Consider the following 20245-nt stretch of genomic DNA (forward strand, 5'->3'; position numbering starts at 1 on the left):
ATGATTTCTGATGTCTGATTCAGGATTTGTGAAACAATCGGCAAGATAACTAAGTATGATCAGGATGTTAAATCAGAAAACAAATCCGGCATCCTAAATCATAAATCAGCCATCATTTCTTGCCTCTCTTCTTCTTCGGATGCTGAAACTTCGTTGGCTTTAACAGTTTTTGTTCGGTTGAATCAATATGCCCCAGCACTAATTCATAATCCAATTGACGTTTTTCCAAATTTGCTGCCACTACTTTGATCGTTACTTTATCACCCATTCTAAAACTTCGTCCACTGCGTTTACCAACAAGACAATAATCTTCTTCATTATGTCTGAAATCATCGAAATCGCTCAGCGAAAACAGGCTGACAAGTCCCTCGCATTTATGTGCAACGGTTTCCACCCAAAATCCAAATGATGCAACTCCACTCACCACACCATCAAACTCTTCACCCAGAAACTGGCTCATGTATTCCACCTGTTTGTATTTATTGGCAGCACGTTCACTTTCCATTGCCGAACGCTCACGCTCACTGCAATGCTTACACTTTGCTTCCATCTTTTTATCGATCTGCGGTTGCTTGTCCAGGCATTGCTGTAGTACACGATGCACCAATACATCAGGGTAACGACGGATAGGCGAAGTAAAATGACAATAATGTTCAAAGCCCAAACCATAGTGGCCGATATTCTCAGCGGTATAAACTGCCTTCGCCATGGTGCGAATGCCTAATGCTTCCAACACGTGCTGCTCCGGTTTACCATGAGCATCTTTCAGCATCTGGTTGAACGATTCGGCAATGCGTTGGGGTGATGATACATCGAACGTATGTCCATACTTTTTTGCAAACACCATGAACGGACCAAGCTTTGCTTCATCCGGTGTATCGTGCACACGATAAGGGAAAGGAATTGGTTTATCCTTGACGGTAATCTTACCAATAAACTCCGCCACATGTTTATTCGCCAGCAACATAAATTCTTCAATGAGCTGATGCGCTTCTTTACTTTCTTTAATGGTGATACCAATTGGCTTGCGGTTTTCATCTAACACAAAACGCACTTCCTGCGAAGAAAAATTGATGGCTCCTTTTTTGAAACGATCTTTCCGCATTTTTTGTGCAAGTGTATTCAACAGCAGTATTTCATTCTCATATAACCCTTTACCAGCTTCAATAATTTCCTGCACTTCTTCATAGCTGAAACGATGATCAGAATGAATAACGGTTCTTCCCAGCCATACATTTTTGATCTCGCATTTTTCGGTCATTTGAAAAACGGCAGAGAAAGTATATTTATCCTCTCTCGGACGAAGCGAACACAATTCATTTGAAATACGCTCAGGCAGCATCGGCAATACACGATCGGGTAAGTAAACAGAGGTTGCTCTTGCATACGCCTCATCATCAAGCTTCGTTCCCGGCTCCACATAATAACTTACATCGGCAATGTGTACACCAATTTCATATAACCCATTTTCCAGTTTCTGAATCGAAAGCGCATCGTCAAAATCTTTTGCATCAACAGGATCGATGGTAAACGTCAGCACATCACGGAAATCCCTGCGGTTCTTGGCTTCTGCAGCACTTACACCATCCGGGAAACGTTCAGCCTGCTCCATCACTTCATCATCAAAACTTAAATTGAAACCGGCCGCAAGCAAGATCTGCTTCATGGCAATATCATTCTCTGCTTCCTGTTTCACCAGTTCCAGCACTTCACCTTCAGGAACACGTTTGGCTTTATCCCACGATGTGAGTTTCACCACAACTTTATCATTATTCGTTGCGCCATTCAGTTTATCTGTGGGGATGAAAAGGTCAGGCATCGGCCGGTCTGTTTCAGGAATAAAAAAACAGTAATGCTTTTGTATACTGATGCGCCCAATGAACTGCGTTTGTTTACGCTCAATGATGCGGATGATCTCTCCTTCTGTTCTTCCACCGCCACCACCGCTTTTGGTGATCTGTACTTCAACCGTATCGCCGTGTAAGGCTGTATTAAAATGTTGAGGGCGAACGATCACATCACGTTCCATATCAACAACGGTTACGTAGCCCATGCCGCTTCTTGTAATTTCAATAACACCACGATGACTCGCACCCGGATGTTTATGCTTACCACCGCTGACTTTTGATTTATGTTTTGAAGAAGAATCTTTTGATTCTTTCTGCTTCGGTTCTTTGTTTATTTTCTTTTTCTTCATAGTGTTTAATTTGTTGCCACCCGGACACTGATACACGATTTTTTTTATCAGTGTTTCTGTGTGCCTTGTGACTTATCATTTTTTGTCGAGAACTGCTGAATAAAATCAATCACTGATCTTTTCAACTGCTCTTCCCCGTTAAACAAGATACGATGACGGATGGGTAAAACGAACATAGGAAGATCTTCCAGTTCTTCTTTGAATTTATCCAACCGTACGGCATCTTTCTCTGTTGTAATAATAATTTTTGTTTCATGATCCATTTTGCTGAAACGCTTTCGCACCTCTTTCAAATCATCAATACTGAAAATATGATGATCGCTGAATGTTATTCGTTCATACGTGTATGAATTAGAAAGAATATGTTCCTTCAATGGTTCAATATTGGCAATTCCGGTAAGCAGCAACACTTCCAGTTGCTTATGCAATTGATATTCCTGTTGCGGATGCAGGATATGATATGGCACGCCGTATTCAATGGTTGAAAAGAACAGTTGCTGATGCGGCAACGGTTTGATCTCTGCTTTAATTTCGTTTCGCTCTTCTTCTGTTAATGCAGCCGGACATTTAGTTACTACAATGATCTCTGCACGTTTGTAACTGCTTCGTTCATCACGAAGGTCGCCGGTAGGTAAAAAGAAATCACGGGTAAAAAGATTGTTATAATCCGTCAACAAAATATTCAATCCTGCTTTAATAGCCCTGTGCTGAAAACCATCATCCAGGATGATCGCTTGCGTCTTCGGTCTGTCGTGCAACAGTTGTGGAATTGCTTCCAGTCTTGATTCGCCCACGGCCACCACCACATCCGGAAACTTTAAATGAAACTGCATGGGTTCATCTCCAATTTCCAAGGCATTGGTTGATTCGTTTGCCAAAACATAGCCTTTTGTTTTGCGCTTGTAACCACGACTGAGTGTTGCAATATTCACTTCATCTTTTAATAACCGCAGCAAATATTCAACCATTGGTGATTTGCCTGTGCCGCCCACACTGAGGTTGCCCACACAAATGATGGGCATATTGACTGATGTGGATTTGAGCACATTGTTATCGTACAATCTGTTGCGCAGCCATACAATTGCACCGTACAGCAAAGCAAACGGCACCAACAAAAAACGAATGGATTGGAATGTGAGATTAGCCAAATTCATATATGCGCTGTGGCGTAATGCAATAGTTTAAAGGTATATCAAATTGTGCACGGTCGGTGATGGTATCAATAGCTTCAAAATAGCTCAACCCTACCTTCAACACATCGGGCCGGCATTTGGCAAGAAACTTATCGTAAAAACCTTTGCCGTAACCAACACGATAACCGTCGTTATCAAAAGCAAGCAAGGGCACAAATACCAGGTCGATCTGTTCTTCACCAATGAAGTTGCCATTTACCGGTTCATGAATACCCCACTGGTTCTTCATTACATCCACCATCTCGTCATATTCAATATGGAGCAATTCATTCTTTTCATGATCCATACGGGGAATAACGATCTTTAATTCCGGGTTACGGAATTCGAGATAATGTAATAAATGATCGGTTTCTATTTCCTGTTGTTCTTTAATGGCGAGGTAGGTGTGAACGTAGAAAAGATTGGGCAAAGGCAGTTGCTGAAAATGGATGAGGATAAGATCATCAAACCGGTTCCTGTCTCCCACGGTGAGGCTTAACCGCTTTTCTTTAAATACTTTCCTTGCCTCTTTTTTCGTCATTCTTCTTTGGGTTTGTTTACGAAGATAGAAAAGATGGTGGTGCCATAGTTACGCTCCGCCCTGTAAAACGGGAACTGTGTATAACTGTTGCGGGGAGTATGTTCCAATACAAACCATCCACCTTCATTCAGTAATTCATGTTTAAAGATCATCTTGGGCAATTCGTCAATGGTGCCTAATGCATATGGCGGACCTGCAAAAATGAAATCAAATTTTTCGTTGCACTGCTCAATGTATTTGAACACATCCATCTTCACCACTTTCAAATCAGTACCGAGTTTAGCGTTGGTCTGTTGTATGAACGCAGCCATATTGGTATCCTTTTCTACAATGGTTTGGTCGGTTGCACCACGGCTCGCCAGCTCGTAACTGATGCTGCCCGTTCCGCCAAACAGATCCAATGTTTTGAGGCTTTCAATATCGAGATTGTTTTCAATTACATTGAACAGTCCACCTTTTGCAAGATCAGTAGTTGGTCTTGTGTAAGGCATTTTAGCCGGTGGCTGAAATGTTCGTCCGCCGAATTTTCCACTTATGATACGCATGATAAAACCTGGTCGAGTGAAGCTGATAAATGTACCGGGTGTTCTTCCGTTGCTGCCGGGAAACTAAACTGCAGTTCATCTTTCAACTGCAAATTTAAAATGTAAAGATGCAACACATCATACAAAGCCGATTGCTGATCGATCATCCCCTGCAAATAAACAGTGGTTTCTTCCTGTGTAAGATCAAGCTGTTGCATGGCATTGAGAATATAATACAACACATCTTCCGGTGTGTGATAATTGTACGATTGTAATAGTAACCAGTTGCCGTTTTTCTCAACTGTTAATTGCACTTCATTAAAACGAATGGTTGCTGTTACCCTTGCTCCTCCTGCTGCTGTTTTTGTTAACAGCAACGATTGCACATGCCACCACTCGCCTTTCGGAAAACGTTTATTTAATAATGATGCAAGATCTGCATCAACGGCATAATGATTCACGAGGCTTTGCTGCAACACAATGTCTTTCACCAACACATGGTTTGTTTGCGGACCATGCACCAATTGTAATAATTGTTCTTTACCTGGCTCGCTGTTGAGTATTGCAGGCACCAGCACGTTTAAAGGAGCATATTGCAACAGGATCACTTTCTGGTAATTGGTGTGCACCCAGGTATAAGCGGCTGCAATGGTGCTTAACTTCTCTTCTAATTGTGTAGCAGTGATCTGCTGATCCAGTTCAAACACTACCCAACTGTTCACTTTCTTTTCTGTTGGCTGAAATGACGCAAAACCAATAAAGCCGGTACCCGTTTGCACCAGCAGGTAAGCACCTGCAGTATCAACATGTTTTGCTTCGTTCGATTCAATAAATACAGATGGGTGTAACACAGTTATCATTGTTCAATTGCTGCAATAATACGAAGAAAAAGCTGCAAGCGATAAGCAATTAGCTACAAGTAAATGGCTGCCAGCCACATGCTCCACGCAAATACAGCGTGTTTTGTTTTGCTTGCAGCTAACAGCTCGTGGCTAAAAGCTTTCTTCCTATTTTCGCCAAAAACGACACTGCTTGGAAACAGCTTTACCGAAGAATAACCTGCAACTGGAAATTACCAACCGACAAATTCTTTCCATTTCATTACCCATCAGTTTATCGCTGCTGGTACCCTTTCTTAATTTCACGGCCAATAATTTTTTCCTGAGCGGATTGGGTGAAGCTGCACTTGGCACTGCAGGTATTACCGGTGTGTATTTCCTTGTGGTGGCCGTTGTGGGGAATGGGTTAAACAATGCCATTCAATCGCTCATTGCACGCCGGGCCGGTGAAAACAGGCTGGAAGAGATCGGGAAGATATTTTCACAAGGTGTGCGTATTGCTTTCATTTTTGCAGCCATCGGTATTGCACTCACCTACCTGTTTGCACCTATGATCTTCGATTATGCATTGCGTTCGCAAAATGTGGATGCCAGTGCAGTGAACTTTTTAAAGATCCGAGTGTGGGGGCTTCCTTTTCTTTATCTCTTCCAGATGGGAAATGCATTTTTGGTTGGGACGAATAACAGCCGCTACCTCATGATCGGTACGCTGTTTGAAGCAGGTGCCAATATTTTTTTCGATTACGGATTTATTTATGGTCATTTCGGTTTGCCAGAGCTGGGTTTTAATGGTGCCGCTTATGCATCGGTGTTAGCAGAGTTTATTGGGATGATCGTTGTGTTCGTGCTCATTTTTATAAAACGACTGCACCTACGTTTTCATTTATTCAATTACCTGCGTTACAGTAAAGAGCTCACTAAACTGATCCTGAATATTTCCGCACCGCTTATCGGGCAGTTTTCCATCAGCCTCATCAGTTGGTTGATCTTTTATATTTTGATTGAGCATCACGGAGAAAGGGCCCTCGCTATTTCAAACGTAATGCGCAATATTTTTTCACTGGCAGGTATATTCATCTGGGCCTTTGCTTCCACCACCAATGCGATGGTGAGTAATATCATTGGCCAGGGACGAAGTCATGATGTACATAAACTCATCAACCGCATTATGAAGCTGAGTTTCATCTCCGCCGTCTTCATGTTTATCCTTTTCAATGTTTTTGCACATGAGTTGCTGTCGGTGTTTCAATTATCCAAAGAGTTTGTTAATGCAGCTGTACCGGTGTTGCGTATTGTAACAACAGGTATGCTATTTATGTCTATTGCCGTTGTATGGTTGAATGCAGTAACAGGAACAGGTAATACACGTATGAATCTCATTATTGAAGCTGTTACCATTGTTGCCTATCTCGTTTATGTTTACTTAGTATTGGAAGTGTACAAACTAAGCCTGCTGTGGGCATGGGCATCTGAATTAATTTACTGGAGTGTGATCTTTGTGATGGCGTTTAATTATTTGAAGAGTGATAAGTGGAAGGGAAAGGTGATTTAGCTAAGAGAAAAAGAAAGGAAAGAGGAATTAATTTTTTTTGGCATTTATGCTATTACGACATTAGTATTATTGAACAACGAACGATATTAATCTCACAAAAGCTATGAAAAGTAAGTCGACTTCAACGTATCTTTTAAAATTCACTTTTCTTCTTGCGACATTGGTTGCCAGTTTCACTGTGAACAGAATTTTTGGACAGGATACTTTAAAAATAACGCATCAAATCAGGGAAAAATTACCTGTTCCTTTCGGGACGCTTGTTAAACTGAAAATAGAAATAGTTGATGGAAATGAACTTAATGACAAGGGACATCAAAGCAGTTATCTTTTCAGAGTAAAAAGTGTTGATAGCATAATACTTTCTAGTCCAATATTAATTGAATTCAAAGATGAGACAGGAAATTTACCAAACAACGACTTCGAGCTATATAAATATTTATACGATAAAACAACTCGTACCATTTCTTCAAGCGAAAGTGAGAAAATGAAAAAACAGTATGTTGGCAAGGAGTTTAATATTGTTGCATATGAGACCGGAGGATTTACCGGTATTCCTGATGGCTATTTCGAGTATCAGGAGCTTAGACAAGATTATGGATTTCACTTCAGGCATTATCTAATTGTTGTTGCCGATTTCACAAAGAAACAGAGTGGGCAGAAGATCTCTTACCTAAGCGCCACACTTTGCCATCAGACTCTTCTTTGTTAGCTAATCAAATCAATCGTACCTACGGCACAAGAAAAACGCAAAATCAGCGAATGAATATAGTGTTTCTATTCTTCTGTTCCGGAGGAACATCCTGTCGGTAGCTAAATGTAAAAAGATGAACAGCGTGCCGTAGGTACGCATGGTCTTTTTGTATACAAACGCACGCTTTCTGAAAAGTTTTATCTTACAGTCCAATCACCACTCCTTCCGTTTGTATGAAACGAAACCTTAGCATCTGGCAAAAACTATTTATTACTGTTTTCTGTTTCGGCATTGCCATAATTGGTTTTATGCTCAAGCTACCGTCGATGTTCCGTGGTATGGATAAAGAAATGCATGCTGCATTTTATTTTCTTGCTGCAGCTTTCTTAAACATCCTGTTTGCCAAACGCAATTTCATCATTCACGCATTCATCTTTGGTTTCCTGTATATGTTTGGTTACGCTATTGAACTGGCGCAGGAATATTCAAACAAATATTTTCATAAACGTATTCATGGCCGGTTTGATCCGGAAGATGTTGCATCGAACCTGCAAGGGCTTATCTATTTTTCTGCGATCTGGATTGTGTATGCTGCCATCGGCTTTCTGATCAGGAAACCAGTTGTTGCAACAGAACAACAGGCAAACCCAGAATAAGAAATTGTTAGCTCCTGATTTTTTCATGTTCAATTCTTAATTTCATCACATGCAACGAAGACTCTTTTTACAAAAGGTTAGTTTATTTAGCTCATCGCTTTTGGCAGCGCCATACCTCAGCTTTGGAGAAACAAAAAACTCAGCAACTCCAAGGCTTAAGTTTATCACCGCCTCTGACGGACATTGGGGTCAGCCAAATACCGATTTTGAAACTTCGCATCGCAACCTCATCGAAGCGATCGGTAAAGAAGAACATGTTGACTTTGTGGTGTTCAATGGAGATCTCATTCATGATAAGCCCGAGCTTATGCCGGATGTAAAGAAAGTGTATGATACATTGAAAGTACCTTACTATGTGGCAAGAGGTAATCACGACAGAATAAGTCCGGAAAACTGGCTGCAACTATGGAAACATCCTGAAGATTTTGCATTTGTTTCAAAAGAAAAACACGGTATCATTCTTCTCAATTGTTCTAACGAAGCAGGTAAGTATCTCTGCGCAAATGTTGAGTATGCCAAATCAAAACTGGAAGAGTTTAAAAACTTACCGCAAGTGTTTCTCTTTGTTCATATCTCCCAAAATACGTGGACGCAGCACGGTGTTTCCTGTTCTGAATTGCTGGATACCATCGCTGCATATCCTAATGTAAAAGCAACTTTTCACGGCCATGATCATGATGTGGATGGCATTATGCTTTACAAGAAAAAACCATTCTTATGGTCGGGACATTTTGGTGGCAACTGGGGCAACCCCTTCCCATCGTACCGTGTATGTGAAGTTGCTGAAGATGGTAAAACAGTTACCTGTCTCAAAACAGTGAAGGACGGAACTGTTTTAAACAGGCATAATTTATAGTCACAATTTATTCTATTGTACTCCGAAATGTAATTTTCTGGGTAACCCAGGAATCAATTTTTTCGCCGTGTATGGTAGCTGGTTTCCAACCATACGATTCTTTAATTAACCGTGTTGCTTCTTTAACCAGCGCAGGATGTACTTCTTTTGAATTAGTGACCGTAACATCTCCAATTGAACCGGTGGATTGTATAACAAAACTTACTTCAGCCACCTGGTCAGCTGATTGTTGACCCTTCGGAATTTTTACATACTTACTTACAAGTTTCAGGTTGATATTCTTTTGTAAATAATTATTCCAGTCCTCCACACTTTTATATGCTGCAGGCTGTAAAAAGCTTTCGGGATAAAATATTGTTATGGGAAAAGGCGGCAAGGTAAAGACGGCATCGTCTACTTTACCCGGAGCTACACGATAGGCTGTTTCGATAAGTGTGGCATACTCAAATTCTGTTATCACTTTTAAATAAACACTGCTGGTTGATTTTAAAAACACAGAATAATCGCCCATATTATTTCCGCTGTTGAAAGCCAGATCCTGGTACAGTGAGGCATCGTAAAAATAAGTACTGACGGTTTTTGCCCGTTTAATTATAAGCGATTTACAGGGACGACCGGCAATCATTACCGTTTTATCTTCTTTCTTTACACTTACTACGACTGAATCTTCATTGCCTGTAATTGCTTTGTAGATCGTATCAATTCCTTTGAATAAAATAAGTGGTGCCGAAGAATCTTTTAAATGAAACTCAACCGCTTTACTGTTGTCCCGTTTGTAGTTTCCTTTTTTGATGTACACTTTCTGAACAGGCCCCAATGCAAACATCTTACGCATACTCTCATCGCTTACACCTTTTATTTTCGATGTAACCTCCACCTGGTAGTCAACAATTCCTTCAAAGGAAGTTTGCTGTGCATGAACCGCAGGGAAACTAAAAAGAAATAATACAAGACCGGCAAGGCTATGAGAAATTCGCATCGTTAAAATTAAAGAAGTCTGAAAACATTTTAATACACAGCTATTACAATAACGGCACAGTTATAAAACAATCACAATAAAAAAACGCCCAAAAAGCGGGCGTTATAAAGTAATAAGCTGATCGATTAATCCTGCCAGGTATAAGTGAAATTCAGTTTGTGGTATCCGCCAGCATCTTTTACAATAAGGTAACCGTCTGTTTTCGTTTTTAAATAAGTGTATTGTGCATTAGTTACATTACCTGTATAATACCCCGTCTTTGCAGGATCACAGATAGCAAATCCAGCAAAAGCACTGATCACTATGTTATCGAATACGATCGTTTCTATGTCCCAACTGCTGTAATCGCTGATCACACAATTATTGAAATTAATGGTCCATTGTGGAGGAAACGCACCGGGACCTTTAATAGTCGCAGCGCTAACTGTGGCTGAGGTGGGTGTAAAATGCGTGTAATAAACAATAGTACTGTAGGTTGAAATATCTTCCGGAGTCCAGCGAAGATTCAGCTGAAACTTTCTATTGTAAAGTGTGCGCAGGTCTGCATCATCAATCAGGATCTTCACCTTTGTTTTATTATCAGGAAGAGACGTGTAGGTAATTTGTGCCGTTGCAAAACTTCTCCAGTCGTCACCTACTGAATATCTTGATAAAGTTGTACTGATTTTTTCTTCCGTGACAGTAATAAATTCAATGGCAACCTTTGTACCTTCTGCAACAGGTGAAATTGCAAAATTATTCTCAGGGCTTTTATATGTTGTTGCTGTCAGGGTATTACTGGTGGAGGATGCACCACCTTCATCTTTTACTTTTACGGCAATGCTGTGCTGCTGACCGCTTGTTAAACCTTCGATACGATAAGTAAATGTTGTGCCAGTAGTATTGGTTGGATATATTTGTTTTTCTATATTGTCAATAACTGTAAAGTAACTCAGCGGCTCATTTTCGGGGTCTGTTGGTTTAGTACCGTCAATTGTAATGGTCGTAACACCTGTTTCCGTTTTATTGATGGTAAAAGCACCGGGAGCCTGGTTAACAGTAGTTGCGGTTTGTAACGTACTTTCTGTACTCTTGCCCGCAGCTGATTTGGCAACTACTTTTATCGTGTATTGGGTTTGTGGCTGCAATGCAGTGATTGTATAATTCAGCGTGGGAATGCTCCCTGACCTCAAAACATTATTCACATACACATCATAAAAAACAGTTCCGTTATCCGGCAATGTTGATGCATTCCAGATAATATCAATTGCTTTATACGTGGCTTTTGAAAGTGTTACCGTAAATGCAGAAGGCGCTGGAGAGTTAACCGTTGAAAAACTGAAACTTGATTCAGTAGTATTACCAGATGCATCTTTTGCAATTACTTTACCTGTATAACTTGTGTTCTCAGTAAGATCCTCAAGTTTAAAATTCGTACTGGTTAAAGACGTAACAAGGGATTGACCTTTTAATTCAACCGAATAAGTTACGGCTTCATTTTCAGGATCTTTTGCAGCAGTCCAGTTTAATTGGGCGCTCGTTGACTTTACATCAGAGACTGATACTGTGAAACTTTGCGGTGCTTTGTTTGCGGCATCACCAGATTTTTTACAAGCAGCAAATGCAAGTAGCAGAAAGAGGATACAGATTTGTTTCATGTTAATTAGAAAAAATTTGAGCAAAGAAAAGGGAAACAGAATAATAAACAAATTGTTGTTGAACAATTTTTCCTCTGCCGGAACGCAATGTACTGATCGGGCACAGGTGTTTATACTTAACCTTAATAATAGTTTATAATGAGCCGGGGGAAAAAGGCTTACTTGCCTTCAACGCTCTAAGTTTTAACCCAGTTGCTTTGATCCTGTTCTTATTAAAACACAACCGTGCTTTCCCAACAGGAGAAACGGCATTGATGCCTGCAAGTCCCTGCACCATCCATTTGCCATTCTGCCGGTCACGTGCATGCCAGTTATCTTTCTGAATTTTGCCGGCAGGAAAAATATATTGATCGGCTGATTTGATGAGATGATAACTATGCGGATAAGCGGTTACTGCCGCAGCCCAATCGTAAATGGTTTGTAATTGTTTGGATGTTGCAGGATCAATAACGTAAAAAGTTATTCTGTCATCTTCCTTCACCTGCAGCAATGCGCCAACATGATAGTTCCATAACTGGTTTAACCCGCCAATATGATTGCGCAGAAAATAACCACTGAACACCCATGCTTTGTAATTGGGAATCGACCATGCATCTAACAACACACAAACAGCATCAGCTCTTGCTTCGCAATTATTATGTACATCATGCCATTTAAATAGAGGATGGTTTTGAAAAAATGTAAACAGCTTCTCCGCTTCTTCTTTTGTTACGGTTGCATCCGGATTTGTAGTATCAGATAAGAGATAATCAAAAAGTGTAGGAACCAAAACTTCATCCATTACAATGAAGGTAATGCATTGCCGGGGAAGCTAAACAGATTGCGATACTTATGGCGAATGGAAAATGTTTATGAATCGCTTTCCGGTATGCATACCTAAAGCTTCAACAACCCTGCCTTATACAAAGTACTTACCGGTTTATTATCCCAGAACAATTCAAAATCCTCCAATCCCTGCTGTTCATATTCGTCTTTTATTTCCTGCATACTCAGCAGCTTATCATGCTGCACAGAAAGTTTGGGTAAAAGTTGCAGCAACCACTCTCCTTTTGCAGTATCGGTATTGATAGTAATGTTTTCTTTTTTTGTGGCGAAAGTTATCTGTAACACTTCCCAGCTACTTCCCTTTTTTGATTTGGTGATCACTTCCGATTGCAGTACCGTTCCCAGGAATACAACTTTAGCGGCAGGTTTGAATAATGGAATTTCATCATCGAGCAACACATTCACGATATGATCAGCTGCAACCGTTGTCTTTGGCACTTTCACATCAAACCATTTTTGCAAAGGATCATCTAAACAAAGTCCCTGCATATAGTTGAACAATGATTTCTTCAACCCAAAACTGAAACTTTCATGATCTGCTCCTGTTTCATCAATATGCTCAACATCATTATCAGCAAATAAAATCGCAACTTCTTTTGCTTTCTTGACGTTGAAGTGTTCGGGGTTCATTCCAACAGGGCTATGAGCCGTCATGGCAAATTGGTGCCAGAAAGCTGATTGCAACACACCTGTTTTAAACATCTGCCGAACCATCTCCAATGAATCAATTGTTTCCTGCGCAGTTTGAGTTGGGAAACCGTACATAAGATAAGCATGTACCATAATACCGGCTTCGGTAAAATGTTTGTTCACTTTTGCAACCTGTGCAACAGTAACGCCTTTGTTGATAAGTGCAAGCAATCGATCACTCGCAACTTCCAATCCACCACTCACTGCAATACAACCGCTTGCTTTTAACAGCAGACAAAGATCACGGGTGAAACTTTTTTCGAAACGCACATTCGTCCACCAGCTAACTACTAATTTTCGTTTAATGATCTCTAACGCCAATGAACGCATCAATGCAGGTGGTGCAGCTTCATCAACAAAATGAAAACCATTGTTACCTGTTTGTGCAATGATCTCTTCCATGCGGTCGCATAAAAGTTTTGCAGCAATGGGTTCGTAGAGTTTAATATAGTCGAGTGAAATATCGCAGAAGGTGCATTTGCCCCAATAACAACCATGCGCCATGGTTAATTTATTCCAACGCCCATCGCTCCATAAACTGTGCATGGGGTTCACCACTTCAATTACTGAAATGTAATCGTGCAGTAACAGATCGGTATAATCAGGTGTGCCGACTTCGGATTGTTTATAATCTTTACAGGAACTGTTGTTGATATAAGTAACGATCCCATCCTGCAATAAAAATGTGCGTTTCAATTGAGTTGCGTCAATTTCACCAGCAATAAATTTCAACAGTTGTTCAATTGGTGCTTCGCCATCATCTAGCGTAATAAAATCGAAGAACTCAAATACACGTGCATCTTTGAGTGAACGCAATTCTGTATTCGGGAAACCTCCACCCATCGTAACCTTAATGTGTGGATGATTTGCTTTTATCCATTGTGCACTTCTGAACGCTGCATACAAATTACCGGGGAATGGAACTGATATGGCAACGAATTTCGGCTGCACTTTTTCAATATGTTTTTGCAGCCGTTCAATTAATAACTCATCAACAAGCGTTAAAGATTTTTGCAGTTCAGCATACAGTTCATCAAAGCTGTTGGCGCTTCTGCCCAAACGCTCGGCATAGCGACTGAAACCAAAATGTTCATCCACACATTCTTTAATGAGATCGGCCAGGTCTTCAAGATAAAGCGTAGCAATATGTTTGGCTTTATCCTGTAAACCCATTGCACCAAATGCCCAATGAAAATCGGTGAGCTCGGCAAATCGTCCCGCTTCAGGCAATAAGTTTCGTGAAGCGATCAAATGTGCAATAGTTGGATTTTTTCCCTGCAGAAACAAAACCACATCATCAATACTTTTGATATACTCTTCTTTCAAAGCCAGCATACGTTTGGCGTTGGCAGAACCGTTTTGTACATCAGGAATGGATGCAAATATTTTTGACAAGCCTTTCTTTGAAAACAGTTGCAGCGTTACTTCAATACCAAGGTCACTTTGAAAAGAAGATATACCTTTTGTATTGAGAAAACCTTTCAGGTAGGCCGTTGCAGGATACGGCGTATTTAGTTGTGTAAAAGGAGGCGTAAATAAAAAAACCGTTGCGTTCAAATGTGGCGATTAATCTGCAAACGTACAGGAAATTTTTCTTCCATAACCCCCGGATGCTTAGGCTTTCCAGGTGGAGAGCAATTGTTTTGCTTCTGATTTAATGGTTGGATCGTCTGCAGCAGTGTTGGGCAAACGCAGTAAATGATTCAGCGTTTCAATTGCTTTTGCTTTTTTGTTGTTACGGTGATACGCCTTTGCCAGTTCAAGATAGTTCAACACAAACTCCGGGCTTAATGCTTTTACTTTTTCGTAATAATATACTGCTGAGTCAAGTGAGTTTTTTTGCAATCCACCAAAGAATACTTTTACAGCAGCCTTCTCCATCCCGTTCAAATTACTTACTTCGTAATGCCAGCGGGCTATCACAAACAGTGCTTTAAAATTTTGTGGATTATAAGTAAGTGCCCTGTCTGCATAATTCTTGATCTCACGAACGTATTCTACTTTTTCCTTCCCGTTTTTGAGTAACGACATTCGTGCATAAGCAAACGACATGGCTACATTGGCATCACTGTCTTTTGGATTCACCCGCAATGCACGTTCAGCATAGATCTTTGCGGCCTTATAAAAATCCATTTGCTTTTCTTTCGTTGACTGACGACGGCCAATGCGACTGGCCAATTCGCTGCAACGTGTTAATCCATGCAAATGGGTAGGTTGTTGTTTAATTACTTCTTTAAACTTCTGGTAGGCTTCTTCTTCTTTTAATTGCCGTTCGAGCATATCGCCCTGCCTCACAAGTTCTTCAACCGACTGTGCAAACGAAACACCCGTAAATATGAGTGCACTAAAAAAAACAACAATGACTTTCTTCATGTGATCCGGTTAAAATGTTTTGTGCAAGGTTATGCCGGTTTTACCCTGAAAGTTTTCAATGGGTGGCGAACACTTATCAATTTCCACCTTTATTTCCATAATAACGGGAAAACGGGTCTTAATCGTATCACAAATATCCTGTGCCACCGTTTCTATCAGACTGCTTTTTTGCATCATTCGTTGCTTTACGATCTCAAACAAAGCCACATAATTGATTGTCTGCCCGATAGATGTGATTGGTCCCGCAGGTTCATAATACACAGAAAGGTTTACTTCAAACGGACCACCTGTTTTATCTTCTCCGGCATATAATCCATGATGTGCATGAAATTTCAACTCTTTTAAATGAACGGCTATCATGTGCCGAAAATAAAAAAGTCCCGCTGTATCGGCGGGACTATCTTTTCACAACAAAAAATTATACAACTCCTTTTGCTGATAAATAACGTTCTGCATCCAATGCGGCCATACAACCACTGCCTGCAGCGGTTACTGCCTGTCGATAAATTTTATCCTGCACATCACCACCAGCGAACACGCCTTCTACATTTGTTTTAGAAGTACCAGGAATAGTTTTGATATATCCGGCTTCATCCATATCAATAAAGTCTTTGAAGATGGCGGAGTTTGGTTCATGACCAATCGCCACAAAGAAACCTTGAACAGGTATTACCGATTCTTCATTTGTTTTATTGTTCAACACTTTCATTCCATCTACTTTATTATCACCAAGTATTTCGATGGTTTCTGTGTTCCAGTAAACTTTAATGTTCGGCGTGTTGAGTACACGATCCTGCATTACTTTACTTGCACGCATTACATCTTTACGAATCAACATGTGCACTGTTGAACAAAGCTTACTGAGGTATAATGCTTCTTCTGCCGCAGTGTCGCCTGCACCAACAATGGCTACTTCTTTCCCTCGGAAAAAGAAACCATCGCACACGGCACATGCACTTACGCCATAACCGTTGAGTCGTTGTTCACTTTCAAGCCCCAGCCATTTGGCACTTGCTCCTGTGCAAATGATCACACTATCTGCTTCAATGAGTTTTTCATCATCGATCCAAACTTTATGTGGTGTTGAACTGAAATCAACTTTTGTTGCCAATCCATAACGGATATCGGCACCCATGCGTGCTGCTTGCTTTTCAAAATCAACCATCATTTCCGGGCCTTGTACTCCTTCTGCATAACCGGGATAGTTTTCCACTTCTGTTGTAATGGTTAACTGTCCGCCGGGTTGAATTCCCTGATATAACACAGGCTTCAGGTTCGCCCTTGATGCATAAATAGCGGCGGTGTAACCTGCAGGACCTGATCCAATAATCAAACAATGTACTTTTTCTGCTGCTTCCATATTCGTCTTCAAATTTTTAAGTCGACAAAAATAGTCCTATCCATCCAATTGACATGTAACCGTGGTTACATGCGCAGCTGGTGTGGATAATTAGCGGGGAATAATAACCGTAGTAAACTGGTTGGCATAACCGCCAAAGTAACCCAAAGCTCCATTACTGATATTGCCCAATATCTTGGTGGGAGATGAAAAAGGGTTGCCGATACTCTGGTAACTGAATTCTACAGTTCGCCAGAAATCGAATGTGGCTTTATCAATATTGCTGAATTTAACGGTAACTGTATCTCCTTTTTTGAAAAACCCATACTCATCAAAATCAAGGTCAACATTACGATCAATACCACGGTCAACATCAACCATATAAGTTGTGCCATTCACAAACGCATCATCAAACACCGAATTAAACCCCGGCAAAAACGGTTCGCTGTTTACTTTGGTGAAATAGCGTGCATAATCACCAAACGGCTGGGGGTCTGTCACTTTTGCCCTTACCACTATCTTTTTGCTGGTATCAGGAGTATTGGGCGCCTTTAACCACCATAATGAATCAATCGTTTTTCTGATCTGCGGAATATTGGTTGTGGCTTTATACTCTTTTTGCTGCCAAACAATGCGAAGCTGGTATTGCTTGCCCAATTCTCCTTTAATGATCGTTAACGGGCTTGCAGGATCGCTGCTGTAAAAACTGAATGGAACGGTTGTTCCGGGTATTACCACATCGTATCGGCGAAGCTGATGCGTTGTGCCACCGTTAGAAATATATACTTCAGCATCCTTCACCAGTGAATTACTGATCACATCAGCTGAAACCTTGGAAAAATAGTTGAGACTTTTTGTAAGAATCACCACGGGGTCCTGCCCGTTTTCAATGGAAGCGTCAACAGTGAGTAACTGATCGGCGTCTTTCAGGTCAAAATCTACTTTCTTTTCACAACCCAGCAGAATAAATAAGAAACTGCTGAGCAATACAAGTCGTTGCATAGGTCAAATTTACGGGATGATCTTTTGAGATAAACATGAAGAATATGCTAATTGTTTATTTGAATTTGTCTTTCGACTTCGCCCGATATAAATAATTGCCCTTTTACTGCCGCTTAAGACATAAAAAACCCCGACACTGAGGCCGGGGTTGATACTTAATACCCATTATAATTAATTTCCGAGATAGCTCTTCAGCGCATTGCTGTAGCGGGCTTTCTGTAAACGTTTGATCGCTCTTTCTTTGATCTGGCGGATACGTTCTTTGGTAAGATCATATTTCTGACCGATCTGCTCAATGGTAACACCGTTTTCGCCATCTAATCCAAAATAAGCATTTACGATCTCTGCTTCACGTGGGCTGAGTGATTTCAATACACGACGGATCTCGTTACGCAAAGAATCCTTCATTACATCTTCATCAGTATCATCGCTGCCTTCCAGCAAATCACCCATAGCTACATCTTCTGCTTCGTGCACAGGTGCATCTAAAGAAGTGTGACGGGTATTGCTTTGAAAGATATTGTTGATCTCTGTTTCGCTCATTTCCAGGATATCAGCCAACTCTTCGGTAGAAGGCTCACGCTCATGTTCCTGTTCAAACGCCATGTATGCTTTGTTTGCTTTATTGTAAGTACCGATCTTATTCTGTGGTAAACGCACCAAACGACCCTGTTCAGCCAAAGCCTGCAGAATTGATTGACGGATCCACCAAACAGCGTAAGAAATGAATTTAAAACCTTTGGTTTCATCGAAACGCTGAGCAGCTTTGATCAAACCGAGGTTACCCTCATTGATCAGGTCACTTAATGATAAACCCTGGTGTTGATATTGTTTTGCTACCGATACCACGAAACGAAGATTCGATTGTACCAATTTATCCAAAGCCCGTTGATCACCCATTTTGATCCGCTGCGCAAGAGTTGTTTCCTCTTCGGGCGTGATCATGGGAATCTTTGAGATTTCCTGTAAATACTTCTCAACCGCTTGTGAATCACGATTGGTAATCTGAGTTGCAATTTTGAGCTGCCGCATATTAAATTCCTCTTAATTGTTTGAAACGTTACTAAGACAGGGAAAATCGACCGGGAGTTGGGAAAATCTCGTTAAGAATCCACTGTAACCGAGAGCAAAGTTAATCATCAATCGCCGTTTTTCATAGCCCATGTGAATAATTGAGGCTCATATAGGCATCCTTGTATCGTTTTCAGTGGAAACTTAACACTGATAAACAACAAATTAAAGGTTCAGAAGGTTTATTTTCAAACAATAATTTTACATAAACGGTTAACTTGCAAATTTAATAATTGATTGATATGGAATGGATTGATTTAAGAAGCGATACAGTAACACAACCCACAAAGCAGATGAAAGAAGTTATGTGGCAGGCTGAGCTTGGTGATGATGTGTTTGGTGAAGATGCCACTGTTAATAAGTTGGAAGAAACAGCCGCAAAACTGTTTGGAATGGAGGCCGGGTTGTTCTGTCCATCGGGCACAATGACCAACCAGATTGCAATTAAAATGCACACCCAGCCCGGCGACGAAGTGATCTGTGATGAACTGAGCCATGTTTATCAATACGAAGGTGGCGGCATTGCTTTTAACTCAGGCGCATCTGTTCGTTTATTGCAGGGTGATCGTGGTCGAATAAAAGCAAGCCATGTTTTGGATGCTATTAATAACCGTGATGATGTGCATAAAGCCATTTCCAGCCTGGTTGTGCTGGAAAATACCAGCAACCGTGGCGGTGGCAGTTGTTATGAGCTCGAGGATATTGCTGCCATAAAAGAAATCTGCAAGGCTAATGACCTTATCCTACATCTTGATGGTGCCAGGCTTTTCAATGCATTGGTAGCAAAACAACAATCAGCCAACGATTACGGGCAGCTTTTCGATTCGATTTCGATCTGTTTGAGTAAAGGGCTTGGCTCACCTATCGGCAGCGTGTTGCTCGGAACAAAAGAAAAGATAAAAAAAGCAAGACGCATCCGTAAAGTATTTGGGGGTGGTATGCGCCAGGCAGGGATCATTGCTGCGGCAGGCTTATATGCATTAGAACATCATGTTGATCGATTGGCAAAAGATCATCAACATGCAAAGCTCATTGAAGCAACTTTGTTGAATAACCCTATCGTTGAAACGGTATTGCCGGTTGAAACCAACATTGTCATTTTTCGTGTACAAAATCATGTGAATGCTGAAGAACTTGTGCAGAAGCTAAAAGAGAATGGTATTCTGTGCTTTACCATGGGCAAACAGCAGATACGTTTTGTGCTGCATCTCGATATAACAGAGGACATGGTTCAACGTACAATAGAATTACTGAAAAAAATATAAACCCCGGCGTGTGCCGGGGTTTTACTTATTAAAATC

Annotated in this window: 19 protein-coding genes; 5 read left to right on the forward strand and 14 right to left on the reverse strand. The window is 40.9% G+C overall.

The window, feature by feature from the left end:
• Nucleotides 1–112 precede the first annotated feature (112 nt).
• The 5 genes from rnr to VK159_RS21430 are packed head-to-tail and all read right to left on the reverse strand — an operon-like array spanning nucleotide 113 to nucleotide 5294.
• Nucleotides 113–2197, reverse strand: coding sequence for a ribonuclease R (gene rnr, locus VK159_RS21410; protein ID WP_324232213.1), 2085 nt, complete (start codon nucleotides 2195–2197; stop codon nucleotides 113–115).
• A 47-nt stretch (nucleotides 2198–2244) separates the two neighbouring features.
• Nucleotides 2245–3351, reverse strand: a complete 1107-nt coding sequence (gene lpxK, locus VK159_RS21415) for a tetraacyldisaccharide 4'-kinase (RefSeq protein ID WP_324232214.1) — start codon at nucleotides 3349–3351, stop codon at nucleotides 2245–2247.
• A complete protein-coding gene (locus VK159_RS21420; RefSeq protein WP_324232215.1) occupies nucleotides 3338–3910 on the reverse strand; it encodes a 5-formyltetrahydrofolate cyclo-ligase in 573 nt (190 codons plus the stop codon). The genes lpxK and VK159_RS21420 overlap by 14 nt, the downstream gene beginning before the upstream one ends.
• Nucleotides 3907–4455 (reverse strand): RsmD family RNA methyltransferase, encoded by a 549-nt coding sequence (locus VK159_RS21425; RefSeq protein WP_324232216.1) that lies wholly within the window; start codon nucleotides 4453–4455, stop codon nucleotides 3907–3909. Before VK159_RS21425 ends, VK159_RS21420 begins: the two co-directional genes overlap by 4 nt.
• Nucleotides 4443–5294, reverse strand: coding sequence for a DUF3822 family protein (locus tag VK159_RS21430; RefSeq protein WP_324232217.1), 852 nt, complete (start codon nucleotides 5292–5294; stop codon nucleotides 4443–4445). Before VK159_RS21430 ends, VK159_RS21425 begins: the two co-directional genes overlap by 13 nt.
• 172 nt (nucleotides 5295–5466) lie before the next feature.
• Here VK159_RS21430 and VK159_RS21435 point away from each other — a divergent pair, with 172 nt between their 5' ends.
• From VK159_RS21435 to VK159_RS21450, 4 genes are all read left to right on the forward strand, one after another.
• Nucleotides 5467–6825: an MATE family efflux transporter gene (locus VK159_RS21435; protein ID WP_324232218.1), complete on the forward strand. Its 1359-nt coding sequence runs from the start codon at nucleotides 5467–5469 to the stop codon at nucleotides 6823–6825.
• Nucleotides 6826–6928: 103 nt separating this feature from the next.
• The gene (locus VK159_RS21440; protein ID WP_324232219.1) at nucleotides 6929–7534 is read left to right on the forward strand and encodes a hypothetical protein; all 606 of its coding nucleotides are present in this window, start codon (nucleotides 6929–6931) and stop codon (nucleotides 7532–7534) included.
• A 215-nt stretch (nucleotides 7535–7749) separates the two neighbouring features.
• Entirely contained in the window at nucleotides 7750–8172 is a 423-nt protein-coding gene (locus VK159_RS21445; protein WP_324232220.1) for a hypothetical protein, read from the forward strand.
• Nucleotides 8173–8221: 49 nt separating this feature from the next.
• The gene (locus tag VK159_RS21450; protein WP_324232221.1) at nucleotides 8222–9028 is read left to right on the forward strand and encodes a metallophosphoesterase family protein; all 807 of its coding nucleotides are present in this window, start codon (nucleotides 8222–8224) and stop codon (nucleotides 9026–9028) included.
• A 7-nt stretch (nucleotides 9029–9035) separates the two neighbouring features.
• Here VK159_RS21450 and VK159_RS21455 read toward each other — a convergent pair whose 3' ends face one another.
• From VK159_RS21455 to VK159_RS21495, 9 genes are all read right to left on the reverse strand, one after another.
• On the reverse strand, nucleotides 9036–10007 hold the full coding sequence (locus tag VK159_RS21455) for an energy transducer TonB (protein WP_324232222.1): 972 nt from the start codon (nucleotides 10005–10007) through the stop codon (nucleotides 9036–9038).
• A gap of 125 nt (nucleotides 10008–10132) precedes the next feature.
• Nucleotides 10133–11644 (reverse strand): fibronectin type III domain-containing protein, encoded by a 1512-nt coding sequence (locus VK159_RS21460; RefSeq protein ID WP_324232223.1) that lies wholly within the window; start codon nucleotides 11642–11644, stop codon nucleotides 10133–10135.
• Nucleotides 11645–11777: 133 nt separating this feature from the next.
• Nucleotides 11778–12425 carry a protein-glutamine glutaminase family protein gene (locus VK159_RS21465; RefSeq protein WP_324232224.1) on the reverse strand — a complete coding sequence of 216 codons (648 nt, stop codon included), beginning with the start codon at nucleotides 12423–12425 and terminating at the stop codon, nucleotides 11778–11780.
• A gap of 95 nt (nucleotides 12426–12520) precedes the next feature.
• Entirely contained in the window at nucleotides 12521–14716 is a 2196-nt protein-coding gene (locus VK159_RS21470) for a B12-binding domain-containing radical SAM protein (RefSeq protein ID WP_324232225.1), read from the reverse strand.
• A 57-nt stretch (nucleotides 14717–14773) separates the two neighbouring features.
• Entirely contained in the window at nucleotides 14774–15532 is a 759-nt protein-coding gene (locus VK159_RS21475) for a hypothetical protein (RefSeq protein ID WP_324232226.1), read from the reverse strand.
• 9 nt (nucleotides 15533–15541) lie between these two features.
• Complete coding sequence (gene folB / locus VK159_RS21480) at nucleotides 15542–15892, reverse strand: dihydroneopterin aldolase (protein WP_324232227.1); 351 nt, start codon at nucleotides 15890–15892, stop codon at nucleotides 15542–15544.
• Between the two features lie 58 nt (nucleotides 15893–15950).
• A complete protein-coding gene (trxB, locus tag VK159_RS21485) occupies nucleotides 15951–16892 on the reverse strand; it encodes a thioredoxin-disulfide reductase (protein ID WP_324232228.1) in 942 nt (313 codons plus the stop codon).
• Nucleotides 16893–16982: 90 nt separating this feature from the next.
• Nucleotides 16983–17873, reverse strand: a complete 891-nt coding sequence (locus tag VK159_RS21490) for a DUF4249 domain-containing protein (protein WP_324232229.1) — start codon at nucleotides 17871–17873, stop codon at nucleotides 16983–16985.
• A 171-nt stretch (nucleotides 17874–18044) separates the two neighbouring features.
• Nucleotides 18045–18905 (reverse strand): sigma-70 family RNA polymerase sigma factor, encoded by an 861-nt coding sequence (locus VK159_RS21495; RefSeq protein ID WP_129132464.1) that lies wholly within the window; start codon nucleotides 18903–18905, stop codon nucleotides 18045–18047.
• Between the two features lie 281 nt (nucleotides 18906–19186).
• Here VK159_RS21495 and VK159_RS21500 point away from each other — a divergent pair, with 281 nt between their 5' ends.
• A complete protein-coding gene (locus VK159_RS21500) occupies nucleotides 19187–20209 on the forward strand; it encodes a GntG family PLP-dependent aldolase (RefSeq protein ID WP_324232230.1) in 1023 nt (340 codons plus the stop codon).
• The last annotated feature ends 36 nt before the right edge of the window (nucleotides 20210–20245 follow it).

Origin of the sequence: Lacibacter sp. (assembly GCF_035299325.1) — a bacterium.
GTDB lineage: Bacteria > Bacteroidota > Bacteroidia > Chitinophagales > Chitinophagaceae > Lacibacter.

Coding starts and splice junctions, on each gene's coding strand:
- rnr (WP_324232213.1), bottom strand. CDS start 2,197: ATGAAGAAAAAGAAAATAAACAAAGAACCGAAGCAGAAAGAATCAAAA.
- lpxK (WP_324232214.1), bottom strand. CDS start 3,351: ATGAATTTGGCTAATCTCACATTCCAATCCATTCGTTTTTTGTTGGTG.
- VK159_RS21420 (WP_324232215.1), bottom strand. CDS start 3,910: ATGACGAAAAAAGAGGCAAGGAAAGTATTTAAAGAAAAGCGGTTAAGC.
- VK159_RS21425 (WP_324232216.1), bottom strand. CDS start 4,455: ATGCGTATCATAAGTGGAAAATTCGGCGGACGAACATTTCAGCCACCG.
- VK159_RS21430 (WP_324232217.1), bottom strand. CDS start 5,294: ATGATAACTGTGTTACACCCATCTGTATTTATTGAATCGAACGAAGCA.
- VK159_RS21440 (WP_324232219.1), top strand. CDS start 6,929: ATGAAAAGTAAGTCGACTTCAACGTATCTTTTAAAATTCACTTTTCTT.
- VK159_RS21445 (WP_324232220.1), top strand. CDS start 7,750: ATGAAACGAAACCTTAGCATCTGGCAAAAACTATTTATTACTGTTTTC.
- VK159_RS21450 (WP_324232221.1), top strand. CDS start 8,222: ATGCAACGAAGACTCTTTTTACAAAAGGTTAGTTTATTTAGCTCATCG.
- VK159_RS21455 (WP_324232222.1), bottom strand. CDS start 10,007: ATGCGAATTTCTCATAGCCTTGCCGGTCTTGTATTATTTCTTTTTAGT.
- VK159_RS21460 (WP_324232223.1), bottom strand. CDS start 11,644: ATGAAACAAATCTGTATCCTCTTTCTGCTACTTGCATTTGCTGCTTGT.
- VK159_RS21465 (WP_324232224.1), bottom strand. CDS start 12,425: ATGGATGAAGTTTTGGTTCCTACACTTTTTGATTATCTCTTATCTGAT.
- VK159_RS21475 (WP_324232226.1), bottom strand. CDS start 15,532: ATGAAGAAAGTCATTGTTGTTTTTTTTAGTGCACTCATATTTACGGGT.
- folB (WP_324232227.1), bottom strand. CDS start 15,892: ATGATAGCCGTTCATTTAAAAGAGTTGAAATTTCATGCACATCATGGA.
- trxB (WP_324232228.1), bottom strand. CDS start 16,892: ATGGAAGCAGCAGAAAAAGTACATTGTTTGATTATTGGATCAGGTCCT.
- VK159_RS21490 (WP_324232229.1), bottom strand. CDS start 17,873: ATGCAACGACTTGTATTGCTCAGCAGTTTCTTATTTATTCTGCTGGGT.
- VK159_RS21495 (WP_129132464.1), bottom strand. CDS start 18,905: ATGCGGCAGCTCAAAATTGCAACTCAGATTACCAATCGTGATTCACAA.
- VK159_RS21500 (WP_324232230.1), top strand. CDS start 19,187: ATGGAATGGATTGATTTAAGAAGCGATACAGTAACACAACCCACAAAG.